This window comes from Caballeronia sp. SBC1 (assembly GCF_011493005.1).
Classification (GTDB): domain Bacteria; phylum Pseudomonadota; class Gammaproteobacteria; order Burkholderiales; family Burkholderiaceae; genus Caballeronia.
On record NZ_CP049157.1, the window covers coordinates 284,790 to 299,186 of the forward strand.

At 64.5% G+C, this 14,397-nt stretch carries 13 protein-coding genes; all 13 read right to left on the minus strand.

Going from position 1 to position 14,397, the window contains the following annotated elements; all coding sequences use genetic code 11:
• Nucleotides 1–33: 33 nt before the first annotated feature.
• The 13 genes from SBC1_RS19185 to SBC1_RS19245 all read right to left on the minus strand — a co-directional run bounded on the left by SBC1_RS19185 (nucleotide 34) and on the right by SBC1_RS19245 (nucleotide 14,386).
• Complete coding sequence (locus SBC1_RS19185; RefSeq protein ID WP_165099100.1) at nucleotides 34–1,215, minus strand: acyl-CoA dehydrogenase family protein; 1,182 nt, start codon at nucleotides 1,213–1,215, stop codon at nucleotides 34–36.
• Nucleotides 1,212–2,036 carry an enoyl-CoA hydratase family protein gene (locus SBC1_RS19190; protein ID WP_165099090.1) on the minus strand — a complete coding sequence of 275 codons (825 nt, stop codon included), beginning with the start codon at nucleotides 2,034–2,036 and terminating at the stop codon, nucleotides 1,212–1,214. Before SBC1_RS19190 ends, SBC1_RS19185 begins: the two co-directional genes overlap by 4 nt.
• A gap of 41 nt (nucleotides 2,037–2,077) precedes the next feature.
• Nucleotides 2,078–3,175 carry a nitronate monooxygenase family protein gene (locus SBC1_RS19195; RefSeq protein WP_165099086.1) on the minus strand — a complete coding sequence of 366 codons (1,098 nt, stop codon included), beginning with the start codon at nucleotides 3,173–3,175 and terminating at the stop codon, nucleotides 2,078–2,080.
• Complete coding sequence (locus SBC1_RS19200; RefSeq protein ID WP_165099080.1) at nucleotides 3,172–4,110, minus strand: enoyl-CoA hydratase; 939 nt, start codon at nucleotides 4,108–4,110, stop codon at nucleotides 3,172–3,174. The genes SBC1_RS19195 and SBC1_RS19200 overlap by 4 nt, the downstream gene beginning before the upstream one ends.
• 11 nt (nucleotides 4,111–4,121) lie before the next feature.
• Nucleotides 4,122–4,919, minus strand: coding sequence for a CoA-transferase subunit beta (locus SBC1_RS19205; protein WP_165099077.1), 798 nt, complete (start codon nucleotides 4,917–4,919; stop codon nucleotides 4,122–4,124).
• A gap of 10 nt (nucleotides 4,920–4,929) precedes the next feature.
• Nucleotides 4,930–5,814 (minus strand): CoA transferase subunit A, encoded by an 885-nt coding sequence (locus SBC1_RS19210; RefSeq protein ID WP_165099074.1) that lies wholly within the window; start codon nucleotides 5,812–5,814, stop codon nucleotides 4,930–4,932.
• An 11-nt stretch (nucleotides 5,815–5,825) separates the two neighbouring features.
• Nucleotides 5,826–6,731, minus strand: coding sequence for a VOC family protein (locus tag SBC1_RS19215; RefSeq protein WP_165099071.1), 906 nt, complete (start codon nucleotides 6,729–6,731; stop codon nucleotides 5,826–5,828).
• 80 nt (nucleotides 6,732–6,811) lie between these two features.
• A complete protein-coding gene (locus tag SBC1_RS19220) occupies nucleotides 6,812–8,449 on the minus strand; it encodes a FadD3 family acyl-CoA ligase (RefSeq protein WP_165099067.1) in 1,638 nt (545 codons plus the stop codon).
• 74 nt (nucleotides 8,450–8,523) lie between these two features.
• Nucleotides 8,524–9,597, minus strand: a complete 1,074-nt coding sequence (locus SBC1_RS19225) for a ferredoxin--NADP reductase (protein WP_165099063.1) — start codon at nucleotides 9,595–9,597, stop codon at nucleotides 8,524–8,526.
• Nucleotides 9,598–9,608: 11 nt separating this feature from the next.
• Entirely contained in the window at nucleotides 9,609–10,373 is a 765-nt protein-coding gene (locus tag SBC1_RS19230; RefSeq protein ID WP_165099057.1) for a glucose 1-dehydrogenase, read from the minus strand.
• A 22-nt stretch (nucleotides 10,374–10,395) separates the two neighbouring features.
• Nucleotides 10,396–12,093, minus strand: coding sequence for an FAD-binding protein (locus SBC1_RS19235; RefSeq protein WP_165099045.1), 1,698 nt, complete (start codon nucleotides 12,091–12,093; stop codon nucleotides 10,396–10,398).
• A gap of 14 nt (nucleotides 12,094–12,107) precedes the next feature.
• Nucleotides 12,108–12,626, minus strand: a complete 519-nt coding sequence (locus SBC1_RS19240; RefSeq protein ID WP_165099042.1) for a flavin reductase family protein — start codon at nucleotides 12,624–12,626, stop codon at nucleotides 12,108–12,110.
• Complete coding sequence (locus SBC1_RS19245; RefSeq protein WP_165099039.1) at nucleotides 12,623–14,386, minus strand: FAD-dependent oxidoreductase; 1,764 nt, start codon at nucleotides 14,384–14,386, stop codon at nucleotides 12,623–12,625. The genes SBC1_RS19240 and SBC1_RS19245 overlap by 4 nt, the downstream gene beginning before the upstream one ends.
• Nucleotides 14,387–14,397: the final 11 nt, after the last annotated feature.

The following is a 14,397-nucleotide window of genomic DNA, read 5'->3' on the forward strand; positions in this document are numbered from 1 at the left end:
ACGTTGAAACCGCTATTCATCCGGATGCGCGCTTCACGAGCGCGGCATCCCGAGCATCCGTTCGGCGATGATGTTCCGCTGGATCTCGTTGGTGCCTGCGTAGATCGGGCCAGCCTGCGCGAACAGGAAACCGTCGAGCCAATTGCCGAGCGTCGTGTGTTGTATCGGGCTGCGCGGTACGACTTCCGAGCGCGCGCCGAGAATGTCGAGTGCGGTGTGATGCATGCGCAGATCGAGTTCGGACCAGAACACCTTGTTAGTGCTCGACTCCGCGCCTACGTGACCGCCCTTCTGCAGGCGGCTCGCGGTGGCATAAGTGGCGAGTGCGTAGGCTTGCGCGTCCATCCACGCGCCGGTCACGCGTTCGCGCAGCCCCGGATCGCGGTCGGCATCGGCGCGGTGCGCGAGGTACAGATCGCGCAACAACTCAGCGGTGCGCTGGAAGCGTGCGGGCGAGCGCAACATCAGGCCTCGCTCGAAGCCGGCGGTTGCCATCGCGACCTGCCAGCCCATGCCTTCACCCGCGAGACGGTTGTCCACGGGTACTCGCACGTCGTCGAAGAAAATCTCCGCAAAACCAGTGTGACCGTTCAATTGACGAATCGGGCGCACGGTGATACCCGGCGTCGACAACGGCACCATCAGGAAGCTCAGGCCGTGATGACGCACCGATTGCGGATCGCTGCGAAAAAGACCGAACAACCAGTCGGCCCAGACGGCGCGGGTCGACCAGATTTTCTGACCGTTCAGGATGTATTCGTCGCCGGACCCGCCTTTGGTGCGGATCGCGCTGGCGCGAATCGCCGCCATGTCGGAGCCGGCATTGGGCTCCGACCAGCCCTGCGCCCACACGTGCTCGCCTGCGGCCATCGCAGGCAGGAAACGGGCTTTTTGCGCATCGGTGCCAAAATCCATCAGCGTCGGGCCAAGCAGGAAGATGCCGTTCTGGTTGACGCGCATCGGCGCATCTGCGCGCCAGTACTCTTCCTCGAAGATCAGCCACTCGATCAGATCGCAGCCGCGTCCGCCCAGCTCGCGCGGCCACGTGACCATGCTCCAGCGGCCGGAGTGCAGCGTGCGTTCCCACGCGCGATGCGCGGCGAAGCCTGCCTCGGTGTCGAAGCTCGGCAGCGGCTCGCACGGCATGTGTTCGGCGAGCCAGTGGCGGATCTCGGCACGGAACGCGCGTTGTGCCTGCGTGTAGTCGAGCTTCATGCGTGCCCCACGGCGGCGGTGTTTAATGGAGCCTCAAACGGCGCGTCGAAATGCGCGTCACGCTTTTCGACGAACGCCGAGCGCGCTTCGGCCGAGTCGTTCGTCATGTAGGCCTGCAGCGTGAAACCCTGCTCCCAGCGGTATTTGTCCTCGAGGTCGCCGTCTTCGACGCCGTTCAGCGCTTCTTTGGCGAGCTGCAGCATGGCCGGGCTCTTCGCCGCGATCTTGCGGGCCATCTCCAGTGCGGCGTCGCGCAACTGCGCGCGCGGCACGACCCGTTCGACGGCGCCGAGGCGATACGCTTCTGCCGCGTCCACCATGTCGCCGGTGAAATACATCGCGCGTACTTTCTGTACGCCGAACATCCGTTGCAGGTGCGCGCCACCGCCCATCGCGCCGCGATCGATTTCCGGCACACCGAAGCGGGCACATTCAGACGCGACGATCACGTCCGCTGCGCCGCAAATACCAATGCCTCCACCCAGCACGAAGCCGTGCACCGCGACGATCACCGGCTTCGGATTGCGGTGCACTGCGCGAAACGTAGCGTAGTTGCCTGCATTGACCGTGACGATCCGCTCCGGGTGTGCCGCCAGTTCCTTGATATCGACGCCCGCGCAAAAGCCCCGCCCTTCGCCGCGCAACACGATGACGTGCACCGACTCGTCGCGGCCCAGTTCATCGATGGCGTCGGCCAGTTGTTGCCAGCCGCAAGAATCGAGTGCATTCACGGGAGGCTGGTCGATCACCAGTTCGCCGATCCCGTGTTCCCGTTCGATCCTGAACGGCAGCTGGCGCACGCGGTTGAGTGGTTCTGTCATGGTCCCGTCCCTGATGGATGAAGTTGATTACGTGCTTAGTACTACCGTTGATTTTTATTCGGGCATGCAGGTATCGTTCGCAACGCCGCGAGCGCGTCAAGCCGCGCCACGGCTTCGTCGATGATGCGGGCGATCAACGTCTCGCACGGTTCGATCGCGCCGATCACGGCCGCGACCTGTCCGCTAGGCAACACGCCTTCGTCCGGCATGCCGTCGACAATCGCGCGCTGGATCAGGAACGGCGCATTCGCCGCCATCAGCGTCTGGCTCGCCGTATAGTCGTGCTCACCCAAAGCCTTCAGACCGAGTCCGAGCATCTGCGCGAAACTCATGCCGCTCTGACGCCGCCAGGCGTCGGCAGTGCGCAGCGCAAACAGGGTCCGACGCAGCGGCCCGAAGGCTTCGAGACGCAGCAGATAGGGGTTGTCGATCATCCGTTGCGGCAGCCCGTCGAGTGCCGCCGACACGCGGATCTGCGCCGGGTCCGCGACAGCGACATAACGCTCGAGCGTCGCGCGCGGCACGGGCGACTCCTCGGCCATCAGAAAGCGCGTGCCCATCGCGATGCCGGCAGCGCCATAACCCAGCGCCGCCGCAAGACCGCGTCCATCGAAGAAACCGCCTGCTGCGATCACCGGCACGCCGACCGCGTCGAGCACGCGCGGCAGCAACAAGGTAGTCGGCATCGAACCGGTGTGGCCCCCGCCTTCGGCGCCCTGGACCGTGACCGCATCGGCGCCCAGTTCGACCGCTTTGGCCGCATGCTTCGGCGCGCCGACGGTCGGGATGCACATCACGCCCGCATCCTTGAACCGGCGGATCGTTTTCGCGTCGGGTCCGCGGCCGTAGCTCACCGCGCGCAGCCGATGCTTGATCGCGAGATCAACCACCTGCGCCGCGTTCGGCTGGAACATGTGAAAGTTGATGCCGAACGGGCGGTCGGTCAGTTCCTTGACGCGCAGGATTTCCGCCTCCACCCGTTCCGCTTCGAGCGTCGCGCCGGCGAGAAAACCAAAGCCGCCCGCATTGCAGGTGGCCGCGACGAGCCTGGCGTCCGCGACCCAACCCATGGCCGTCTGCACGATCGGATAGCGGCAGCCGAGCAGATCGCATAGCGGCGTATGCAGCGTCGCGGTCATGCGGCTTCTCCGGCACGGTTCGACGCTTCGCCAGCCTGGCCGCCCGCCTCTGCGCCCGCCTCGCCGTCCAACGCTACGGGCCGTTGCGACTGCGCCATCTTGCGGGCGTCGTAGCCGCCCAGCCTGTCGCCGCTCACCAGTTCGTTGTGCGCGTGCGCGAAGTGATGCCACGCGAATGCCGCGTCCATCGCGGCGCGTTTGCCCTGCAACTCCTCGACGTGATTGACCGCCTGCTTGGTCAGCGCGAGACCGAGGCGCGGCATGCGCGCGATTTTTGCGGAGATCTCGAACGCGGTGTCACGCAGCCTGTCACGCGGCACGACGCGATTAACCATGCCCATCTGATAGGCGCGCGCCGCATCCATCCGTTCGCCGAGGAACAGGAATTCCTTGGCAATGCGCGGATTCAGCTCATACGCGTGGGCGAAATATTCGACGCCGGGAATGCCCATGCGTACGACCGGATCGGAAAAGAACGCGTCGTCCGACGCCACAATCAGGTCGCACACCCAAGCGAGCATCAAGCCGCCTGCGACACACGCGCCCTGCACCATCGCGATAGTCGGCTTGGGCAGATCGCGCCAACGGCGGCACATGCCGAGATACACCTCCTGCTCGCGCGCATACAGGAATTCGCCGCCGTCTTTGTTGACGTGGTCGTACCAGAGGGAAGTCCGCTCGAACGATTGATCAATATCGCGCCCGGGCGTGCCAATATCATGGCCCGCAGAGAAATGCTTGCCCGCACCGGCCAGTACGATGACCTTCACCGCATCGTCGTGCGAAGCGCGACGGAACGCATCGTCGAGTGCATAGGTCATCGCCGAGTTCTGCGCGTTGTGATACTCGGGGCGGTTCATCGTAATCGTGGCGACGCCGTCGGCGACGGCATAGTCGACGACGTTCCCGCCGACCGTGGACAGAGTGGCTTGCATGATTGATTACCTCAGGCGCGACGCGGCGCGGGGTTGTTGCGCACCACGCTCGCACGCAGGTCGTGCGGGTCGAGCCCGCGCAGGATGCGCAGATCATTGGCGTCGGGCGGCGGCGTGACGCCGATCTCCGGATGTGCGAGCAACGCAAAACCGGTCGCCTCCTGAACTTCGTCGAAACTCACGCCCGGGTGCAGCGAACGCACGCGCACCGCATGAGCGGGGCCGCCGAAGTCCATCAGGCACAGATCGGTGACGATACTGCGCAGATCGGTGAACGCGTGCATGCCGGGAATCTCGCGCGCCGGGTTATACCCAACGCTGCACACCATGTCGACTTCGCCCGCCACAAACGTGCGTTTGCTGTGGCCGCTGACGAAGAACGAATTCGCATGATTGATGCTGTTGCCGGGAAAACCGCGTGCGCCGAGCAGTTGCGTTTTCGGTCGCGCATAGTCGTCGCCGAGCCATGAGATGTTGGCCTGGCCGAAGCGGTCGATCTGCGTCGGCATCACCAGCGCGTGCCGCTGTCCGTGCCACACGCAATCGAACACGCGCTCATAGGTCATCAAGCCGGACGCTTGCACGCGATAGCCCGCTTCGCGCGGCCCGAGCGGCACCGGACTCTCAACCAGATACGCTTCGCCGTCGGTGAGCATCAAGCCGGCGTTATAGGCAAGGCGGGCAAGGCCCGCAGCAAGCCGCGGACCGGTGCCGATACCGGTGGCCAGCACTTCGCCGTCGTCGCGCCACAAGCGGGCCGCGGCGACGATCATCAATTCAGCGAGGGAATAATCGAGAGAGTCGCTCACACGTGTTCCTTTACAGAATCGGCAGCGGCAACGCCGCTATATGGGACGGACCGCCTGCACGCTGCAGATAGGCAGCCTCGTCGGCTCCCACCACATCCTGGAGATAGGCCGCAGTCTGCTGAGGGTCTTCGGCACTCGCGCAATACGCTTTCAGATGCGGCAGATCCCATCCGTACGCGGGTGCGCATGAGCTCGGATGCGCGCCGGCCGGCGCGTGCACCACCCCGCTCACGAGCGAACGTTCAAACGTGTTGCGACGCGCCAGACTGAGGTCTTCGCTGGCAAGCGTGTCAACCAGCGTTTCGCTGCTGACGAAGCACTTCGCCGCCGCGCGTGCAAACCACGCATCGAAGAAAGGATCGGGACCGTCGATGCGCGTATTGCCCATCCGGTCAGCCGCGTTCACGTGCAGCAAAGCGGCATCGAGTTCGATCGCCGGCATAGCCAGCAGCGTCTCGCCACCATACGGCGACTGCACCGTGCGCATCTGTGGCGCGTGCTTCAGCAGATCGGTGCCGAGCCCCACGCGCGTCGGCAGAAACGGCAGGCGTGCCGCCGCGGCGCGCAGGCCGAGTTGCAGCAGCCCTTCGTCGAGCTCCCAAACGTCGACCGCGCCGTTCTCACGCGCCCGGCGAAAATGCGGTTCGAGCGGGATGACATCGAGCGACACGAAGCCGAACACCACTTTCCTGAGCTTACCGGCGGCGCACAGCAAGCCGACATCAGGACCGCCGTAGGCGACCACGGTCAGATCCTTGAGGTTCGAGCGGACGATTTCACGCACCAGCGCCATGGGCTTGCGCCGTGGCCCCCATCCGCCAATACCGATCGTCATGCCGTCGGCGAGTTGCGCGACGACGTCGCGCGCGCTTAACTGTTTATCGATTTTTTTCATCAGGAATCCTCTTATTCTGTCTGACGGAAACCGACGCTGAAGTCATGGCCCCACAGGCTGACGCGAGTCGCCTCGAAGACGCTGTGCTGAGCCCAGTCGACCGTCAGCCCGCCGTAGCCGTACTCCAGGTCAAATCCGCCAGGCGTTTTCATATAGAACGAGATCATCTGGTCGTTGCAGTGCCGGCCGAGCGTTGCGGAAAGCTTCACGCCAAGCGCTGCGACGCGGTCGAGTGCACGGCCGACTTCGTCCATTGAAGCGACTTCGGCCATCACGTGAATACAGCCCGACGGCACGGCGAGATCCATGATCGCGAGGCTGTGATGACGCGCGTTCTTGCAGTGCAGGAAATGGATGCGCTTTTCCGGCTCGGCTGGATCGTCAGTGAACTTCACCCGAAAGATGTCCGAGAGTTCGAAGCCGAGCACGTCGCGCACGAAGGCGTCGGTGGCGTCGAATTGCGGCGCGGGCAGGACCGTGTGGCCGAGGCCCATCGGGCCGGTCACGAAACCCGCCACGCCAAGCGGCGACACGAAGCGGCGGAAGCCGGCTCGTACACCCCAGAAGAACTCATGGCGATTGCCGGAAGGATCGACACACCAGACCATCGCCTGCACGCGACGCAGCGCGGCCTCTTGCGCGCTGGCACGCATTGCTTCCACGCCGGCCCGCTCGAGCCCCCGCACCGCGTCTTCCAGTGCATGCGCGTCGGGCAGTTCCCAGCCCGAGGCGAAGTAGCAATCGGTGTCGCCCGGCACCACCAGATAGCGGAAATCGCGCTCGTCCATCTTCAGATACAGCGCGCCGTCCTCCGCGTCGTGCACCTGCATGCCCAGCATGTTTTCCGCATAGCCGCGCCATGTTTCGACGTTCGCCGACTGTACGACGACGTAGCCCAAAGCCCGCACATCGATCATCTCCGACTCCTCCAGAACCTGTTGTTGTCAGGCTTATTCTGGCGGCGCCGGAGGCTCGTTACATCGTCTGTTGGGACTAGCTAGGCAACGCTGGATGACACCGTGGCGACGGGTTCGCGCAGGCGGTATTTGAGCACCTTGCCCGCCGCACTGGTCGGCAGTTGCGCGACGAACGTCAGGTGCCGCGGCACCTTGTAATTCGCCATGTTCCGGCGCGCCCATTCGCTCAGTTCCACAACACCCGCCTGCATGCCGGAACGCAATACGACGTACGCGTGCCCCACTTCGCCGAGGCGTTCGTCGGGCACGCCGACCACCGCGATTTGCGCGACCGCGGGATGAGCACTAAAGAGCCGCTCGATCTCCGCCGGATAGCAGTTGAAACCGCCGACGATGAACATGTCCTTGATGCGGTCGGTGATGCGGAGGTAGCCGTTTTCGTCGAGTACGCCGAGGTCGCCCGTGTGCAGCCAGCCGTCGGCGTCGACGGTGTCGCATGCGGTGTCGGGTTGCCGGAAGTAGCCCTGCATCACGTTGTAGCCGCGAATCAGCACTTCGCCGGTGACGCCCGTAGCGACTGCCGCGCCCTGAGAATCAGCGATGCGGATCTCGACGCCGGGCATCGCGCGGCCGGACGTGCAGGCGACTGTCTGTGCATCGTCGCCGGCTCGGCACAGCGCGGCGAAACCGCACGATTCCGTGAGGCCGTATCCGGTTAGTACGACGTCGAAGCCCAATTGCGCGCGCATCTGTTCGACCAGGCTCGGTGCAATCGCCGCCGCGCCCGTCACCGCAATACGGAGCGACGACAGGTCGCGCGCCGACAGATTGGGAGTATCGAGCAAGGCGTGATAAAGCGTCGGCGGCCCCGGCAGCACGGAGACGCGTTCGTGCACGACGCGCTCCAGCACCTGCTGCGGGTTGAAGACGAGATGCGGCAAGATCGTCGCGCCACTCGCCAGCGCGGCGAGCCATCCCGCCTTGTAACCAAATGCATGAAAGAACGGATTGACGATCAGATAGCGATCGTCCTCACGCAGCGTCGCAATGGCGGCCCAATCGTGAATCGCACGCAGGTTCTGGCCGTGCGTCGTCATCACACCCTTCGGGCGGCCGGTCGTGCCCGACGTGAACATGATGTCCATCAGCGTGTCGGGCTGCACCGCCGATTCGCGCGCGCGGAATGCGTCGAGCGAAGTCGCTGCCGCGCGCAACAGGAACGCGGCCCAGGTTTCATCGCAGACTGGCTGGTAGTCTGGATTGCAGCCTATGTTGCTAACGTTGCCGGTCCCGGCAGGCGCCGCGTCGAACACCACGACCCGTTCGAGCGATGCCGGACGATGCGCCGCGAGCATCGCCGGATACGAGTCGCCGAGGAAGCTGCCACAGCAGAACAGCAGCCGCGCGCCGCTGTCCTCGAGGATCGCGCCGGCCTCCATGCCCTTCATCCGCGTATTAACGGGCACCAGCGCCGCGCCGACGCTATGGACCGCTAGCGCCGCGACGATCCAGGCCGTGACGTTTGGCGCCCAGACGGCGACCCGGTCGCCCGCCTTGATATCGCAGCTCATCAGCGCGCGGGCAGCTTCGATGCGCGCCGCATTGAGTTGCGCATAGCTCAGGTTGCCCTCAGCCGTTTCGATCGCGAGGTGCGTGCCGTAGCGCGCGGCGCCGCGCGCGATCAGCGCGGGCGTCGTCAGGGTGTGGTTCAGCGTCATGGTGAAATTCGATGGAAGCGGTCCTGGTTGCCCCGAACGCGTGCAACGTGCGCTCGCTCCGGGACGACGCGGACCTAGTCGGGGAAGACCACGCGCAGCGTCGCGCCGGCCGGTGACGCACTGCATGCAAGGGTCCAGCCGTCCGCCAGTTCGGCTTCGTCGAGCACATGGTTTCCTTTCAGGTTCACGCTGCCGGCAACGACCCGGCACATGCAGGCGCCGCACAAGCCGCTGCGGCACGAGTTCGGCGCGGGCACGCCGGCACGCAGCATCGCGTCGAGCAAGGTGTCGCCAGGCTTGCAGGCGACGTCGAAGGTCTTGCCGTCGAGCACGGTTTCGATGGCGGCGGAGGCCGCAGTGATGTCCGGCTCCGTTGCCACCGTAGCGTCGTCCGATGCCTGAATGAGCGGCTGAATGAGCGGCTGATCAGGCAACGAGGCGAACCTCTCGACGTGTATCCGCGCACGTGGCAACCCGAGCGCCTGCACCGCCGCCAAAGCACTCTCCATGAACAGTGCGGGACCGCATATAAAACACTCGTGCTTGCTCCACGGCCGTGCCAGCTCTTCAAGATGGCGTTGCTGCGGAATGCCCTGCACGCTGTCCAGCCAGTGAATCGCCCGCAATCTGCCGGGGTGCCGTTGCGAAAGCTGGCGCAGTTCATTGCTGAAGATCACCGATTGCTCGTCGCGGTTCGCATAGATCAGCGTCAGCATGCCGCGTCCGCTCACCAGCGCCGACTTCAGAATCGACAGCACCGGCGTAATGCCGCTACCGCCCGCGAACAGCAACAGATCGTCATCGAGAGAACGCGGGCTGAATACGCCTGCAGGCGCCATCACGTCGAGTTCATCGCCGGGTTGAATGCGCTCACACATCCAGTTCGACGCGCGCCCGTCGCGCACCCGCTTGACGGTGATCTTCGGCGCGGTGTCAATACCCGGCGCGCTCGACAGCGAATAACAGCGCTGCACGACCACGTTCTCGTCCTCGCCCGGGCATGGCACCTTGAGCGTCAGGAATTGCCCCGGGCGATAGCTGAACGCATCGCGCAACGCCGGCGGCAGATCGAACACGAAAGAGCGCGCGTCGGCACTCTCCGCGATCACATCTGCCACCTTCAGCCGGTAAAACCGCGGATCGGCCATGGCGGGCGAACTCAGGCAACGCCCATGATCATCTGCGCGTTATCGATCCGATACTCGCTGCCGTTGATAAAGCGCGATTCATCGGAGGCGAGGAACAGCACCAGATTCGCGATGTCCTCGGGCAAGCACATGCGAGCGTGCGGATCAACCGATTGCGTGAGCGCCTCGCGGGTTTCTTCGGCAGAACCAAAGAACGGCGCGGTCATCGGCGTAAGGATGCCGTCCGGGTGAATCGTGTTGCAGCGGACTTTGTAGCCAAGCTGCTTGCAATGCGCGGCAATCGCGCGGGTCATCGCGGTCACGGCGCCCTTGCTCGCCGAATACGCGCAGAACGCGCCGAGCCCGCCGAGCGCGGCCACCGACGACATGTTCACGATCGAGCCGCCCTTCTCCTTCATCGCCTTCACGGCCGCGCGGCAGCCGAGGAAATAGCCTTCGGCGTTGACGCGCAGCACGCGCTGCCACTGTTCGAGCGTCGTGTCCTCAATGTTGCCGAGCAACAGCACCGCGGCATTGTTGACGAGCACATCTGGCGTGCCGAAATGCGTTTGCGCAGCGCCGAACACATCGTTCCAGCCGGTCTCCGACGTAATATCGTGACGGATGAATACCGCCGCATTGCCGATCTGCGCAGCCACTTCACGACCAGCTTCCTCGTTCACGTCGGTCAGCACGACCCGCGCGCCTTCACGGGCGAACAGCAGTGCGTCCTGCTTGCCGACGCCGCTCGCGGCGCCCGTCACGACGGCGATCTTGCCTTTGAGTCTGTCTCCCATATTCGTTCTCTCTTAGTCAGTGTCAGTCAGTTTCAGTCAGGGAATGAGCGCAGTTCGCGAGAACAGCGCCCGCTGCGGCCCGGCCCGCCTGACGGCCAGACCAGATACAGTCCGCGAGCGAAAGTCCGCTCACGTAGTGATTCGATGCGAGCCCGCACGCAGCGCGGCCCGCGGCAAAGAGACCCTCGACGGGAGCGCCTGTCGCGGACAAAACCGCATTGCTCGTTTCGTCGACGTGCAGTCCGCCGAGCGTGATCGACGGGCACGGAAACACGCGGCTATCCGATGAAATGTCGATCGCATAATAAGGACTGCGCATGAGCGGTTGCAGCATGGCGGCTGATTTTCCGAATGCGCTGTCGCGGCCGTCAAGCGCGGTCGTGTTGTACGTGTCAATGGTGTACTGCAGTACAGCCGGATCGATATCAATACGTTTCGCCAGCCCGGCGAGGGAGCGCGCCCGCTTGCAGCCCAGCAACATCAGCAGCGCAGCGGGCACGCTCTGAAACGCCCACAGCTTGCCGCGCAGACATTCATGCAGCGCGAGACCGACGAGACGCGCATCGAGAATCAGCCATGCGCGGCCTTCGCGGGTTTCGCACATCGCATGGCCGAGTGCAGCGCCGTACACCTCTTCGTTGCAGAAGCGCTCACCGTGACGATCCACGACGCAGCCCTGCGCCCAAGCGTACGGCGGATTGATGAAGCGCCACGCCGACAAGCGTCCGAGGCGCTTCGTGAGGCCCCCGGCCGATACGCCAAGCCGAATGCCGGCGCCGTCGCAACCGGTGGTGCCGAGCCGCCAGTTCTGCAGATAATGCGGCGCATGCTGCGCCACCATCGCTCGATTGAAGATAAAGCCGCCGGTCGTCAGCACAACTGCATTGGCCTTGATAGTAAGCAGGCGGCCGTCGCGCAGTTCAATACGATGCAAAGCAGCGCGCAGGCGGTCCGCAAGCCCAGGCAAGCCGTTGTGCACGCGTTCAGCCCAGCGCGCGAAGCGGCGATGCCAACGTTGCGCGCGGCCAGGCGCGACCTGCCAGATTTGCGCTCCGATCACCCGTCCCTTCGTGTCCGTGATGAGGCCGCGCACGGCGGCATGACACATCGTGTCGATCAACGGCTGGGATTCGACGGCGTGGCGCAGGGTGTCGAACAGCACGCGTCCCGACATGCCGCGCCCCACGACGCGATGTCCGCGCGGCGCCGCAGGGCTCTCGCGCGGCATATCGCCCACAGCTTCGTTGCCAGAGTAGTACAGGTAATACCGGTCCTGCGGATATGAGGTCTTGCGCGGCGGCACCGACGAAGCAAAGCGCACGCCGATCCGTTCAAGCCAGCGAAGCATATCGACGCTGCCGGCGCAAAAGCGCTTGAGCGTCGCGGCAGAAACGGCGTCGCCGACTTCCTGTTGCAGATAGGCGAACATCGCTTCCGGCGTGTCGGCATAACCCGCTTCGGTCTGATAGCGCGTGCCGCCGCCCGCGTAGACTACGCCGCCGCTTTTCGCGCTCGCGCCACCGCCCTCGAAGCGTTCGACGATGCGCACCACCGAGCGCGCCTCGGCAGCCTCGAGCGCGGCACACGCGCCCGCTGCGCCATAGCCCACCACCAGCACGTCACAGACGTCGTCCCAGCGCATGCACGCGGGGTCGGTGACGACGAGCGGCGCTTCAACTGGCGTCGCGGCGCCCTTGACCCGACCTGATGGTGTACTCATGAGACCCGCGCGCTTCAGGCCGCCGCGCAGCGCAACGGCGCCGCGGCAGTGGTGTACACGCCGTCCACGTAGACGAGCGGATCGACCTCGCCGCTCATCAACACCTGTTCGAGTTGTCCGATGAAAATCGTATGGGTGCCGTAGTCGAAGCGGCCATCCTGTTTGCAGATCAGGCTCGCCTGCGCATCATGCAGGTAAGGGACGCCGCGACCCGAGCTCTGCCAGTTGCCGGTTGTGAAGCGCGCTTCACCTTTCAAGCGTCCGCTGCAATCGATCGCGATGTCCTGATGCTGGGCCGACAGCACGTTGACGCAGAAATCCGCCCCGGCATCGAGCGGCGGAAAAATCGACGACGTGCGGTTAATGCAGATCAGCAACGAAGGAGGTTCGGTCGAGAGCGAATCGACTGCGGTGGCCGACATCGAATAGCGCCGCTCGCCATCGCAACAACTGATCACCGCGACCGAACGCGCGAGGCGGCGCATGGCCAGCAGCATGTCGGCACGCAACGGATGAGAAGAAAGATCGTTCATGGCGTAGCTCCTGAGTGCTGCGTTGCCCGCATTGCCTGCGATCCCTGAGATAAAGGTAACGCACCGCGTCCGGCAAGATGATTCGCCGCGATGAAGCCGAAGGTCATCGCGGGTCCAAGCGTCGAACCGGCGCCCGGATAACTCGCGCCCATCATCGAAGCGCTGGTGTTGCCGATCGCATAGAGACCGGTAATCGGCGAGCCGTCGGCGCGCAGCACGCGGGCGAATTCGTCGGTGACAAGGCCGCCTTTGGTGCCAATGTCACCCGCGTCGATACGCACTGCGTAGAATGGTCCCTTCACGATAGAGGCAAGGCACGGGTTCGGCTTCACGTGCGGATCGCCGTAATACGTATCGAACGCGTTGCCGCCCTTGCCGAACTCTTCGTCTATTCCGCTTTGTGCATAGCGATTCATGTTGGCAATAGTGTCACGCAAACCTTGCGCATCGACGTCAATTTGCGCAGCCAGTGCATCGAGCGAATCGGCGCGATGCAGCAGCGGGCGAAACGCGGCGGGAATGCGTGAATCCGGCATCATGGCGCCGGGCATGATCGGCCCGCATGGGTACTTGTGACGGAACTGTGCGTCGAACACCATCCATGCGGGTACGCTCGCACCGGTCTTCGCGTGATCGCGATACATCGCCGGCACAAACTCGGAATACGGTGCGGCTTCGTTGACGAAGCGTTTGCCCATCCCGTTCACGACAACGCATCCGGGCAGATTGCGTTCGACAAACAACGCCCGTTGCTTCTCTTCATGATCGACATGCACGGTCGGTGCGCCCCACACATGCTCCATCAGCGCAATCGATGCGCCCTGCTGCATGCCCGCGGTAATCGCGTCGCCGGTATTGTCCGGTGGCGTCGCGCTCCATTGCGCCTGAGTCGGCCGCGGCAGATAGCGCTCACGCATCGCCTGATTGCGCTCGAACCCGCCCGCCGCGAGGATCACGCCGCGCCCCGCCATCACACGCACCGGCTCGCCGTTGTACTCGACCCTGACCCCGGTCACTCGGCCCTCGTCGTAGATCAGTTCGCGCATCGGCGCATTGAGCCACAGCGGCACATCGCGATCGAGCAGCGCGCGGCGCAAGCCGCCGGCCAACGCATTGCCGAGTGTGAGGCGCCGGTCACGGCGTGAACGGCTGCGAGCGCGCACATCGAACCAGTAGCGGGCGAACTGCCGCAGCGCGAGACGGACATAACCGGGTGCTTTCGACAGCAGCACATGCGCTTCCTTCGACGTCACCGCCACCCGTCCGCCGATCAGCGTGCCGGGCGAAGGCAGGCGCAACCGCGCGAATTCTTCGCCGAGGCTCGCGCCATCGAAGGGCAGCGGATCCAGCGCTCGATAGCCGGGCATCGAGCCGGGCAAATCCTGGAAGTAGTCCGCATAGGCCGGAAGTGCTTCGTAGCGCACCGGCGTTTGCGCCTCCAGATAACGCAGCATCTCGGGCGCGATGTCGAGATACGCATCGACTTTCGCGGCTGACGTGACACCTTTCGTGCAGGCGTCGATGTAGATGCGCGCCGTTTCGCGCGTGTCGGATGCACCGAGTTCGGCGATATGGTGATTGCACGGAATCCAGATGCCGCCGCCGGATACGGCGGATGTACCGCCATACATGGCGCTCTTTTCGAGCACTACCACCGACAGGCCGTTGTCAGCCGCGCGGCAGGCAGCCAGCATCCCGCCGGCTCCGGAACCGACTACCACCACGTCGAACCGGTAGGTCTGCATGAGCTGTTCAGTCATGGGCTCCGTCC

What these genes read in the sequence shown, in the direction of transcription:
- SBC1_RS19185 (WP_165099100.1), bottom strand. Translation starts at nt 1,215, where the DNA reads ATGAAGCTCGACTACACGCAGGCACAACGCGCGTTCCGTGCCGAGATC.
- SBC1_RS19190 (WP_165099090.1), bottom strand. Translation starts at nt 2,036, where the DNA reads ATGACAGAACCACTCAACCGCGTGCGCCAGCTGCCGTTCAGGATCGAA.
- SBC1_RS19195 (WP_165099086.1), bottom strand. Translation starts at nt 3,175, where the DNA reads ATGACCGCGACGCTGCATACGCCGCTATGCGATCTGCTCGGCTGCCGC.
- SBC1_RS19200 (WP_165099080.1), bottom strand. Translation starts at nt 4,110, where the DNA reads ATGCAAGCCACTCTGTCCACGGTCGGCGGGAACGTCGTCGACTATGCC.
- SBC1_RS19210 (WP_165099074.1), bottom strand. Translation starts at nt 5,814, where the DNA reads ATGAAAAAAATCGATAAACAGTTAAGCGCGCGCGACGTCGTCGCGCAA.
- SBC1_RS19215 (WP_165099071.1), bottom strand. Translation starts at nt 6,731, where the DNA reads ATGATCGATGTGCGGGCTTTGGGCTACGTCGTCGTACAGTCGGCGAAC.
- SBC1_RS19220 (WP_165099067.1), bottom strand. Translation starts at nt 8,449, where the DNA reads ATGACGCTGAACCACACCCTGACGACGCCCGCGCTGATCGCGCGCGGC.
- SBC1_RS19225 (WP_165099063.1), bottom strand. Translation starts at nt 9,597, where the DNA reads ATGGCCGATCCGCGGTTTTACCGGCTGAAGGTGGCAGATGTGATCGCG.
- SBC1_RS19230 (WP_165099057.1), bottom strand. Translation starts at nt 10,373, where the DNA reads ATGGGAGACAGACTCAAAGGCAAGATCGCCGTCGTGACGGGCGCCGCG.
- SBC1_RS19235 (WP_165099045.1), bottom strand. Translation starts at nt 12,093, where the DNA reads ATGAGTACACCATCAGGTCGGGTCAAGGGCGCCGCGACGCCAGTTGAA.
- SBC1_RS19240 (WP_165099042.1), bottom strand. Translation starts at nt 12,626, where the DNA reads ATGAACGATCTTTCTTCTCATCCGTTGCGTGCCGACATGCTGCTGGCC.
- SBC1_RS19245 (WP_165099039.1), bottom strand. Translation starts at nt 14,386, where the DNA reads ATGACTGAACAGCTCATGCAGACCTACCGGTTCGACGTGGTGGTAGTC.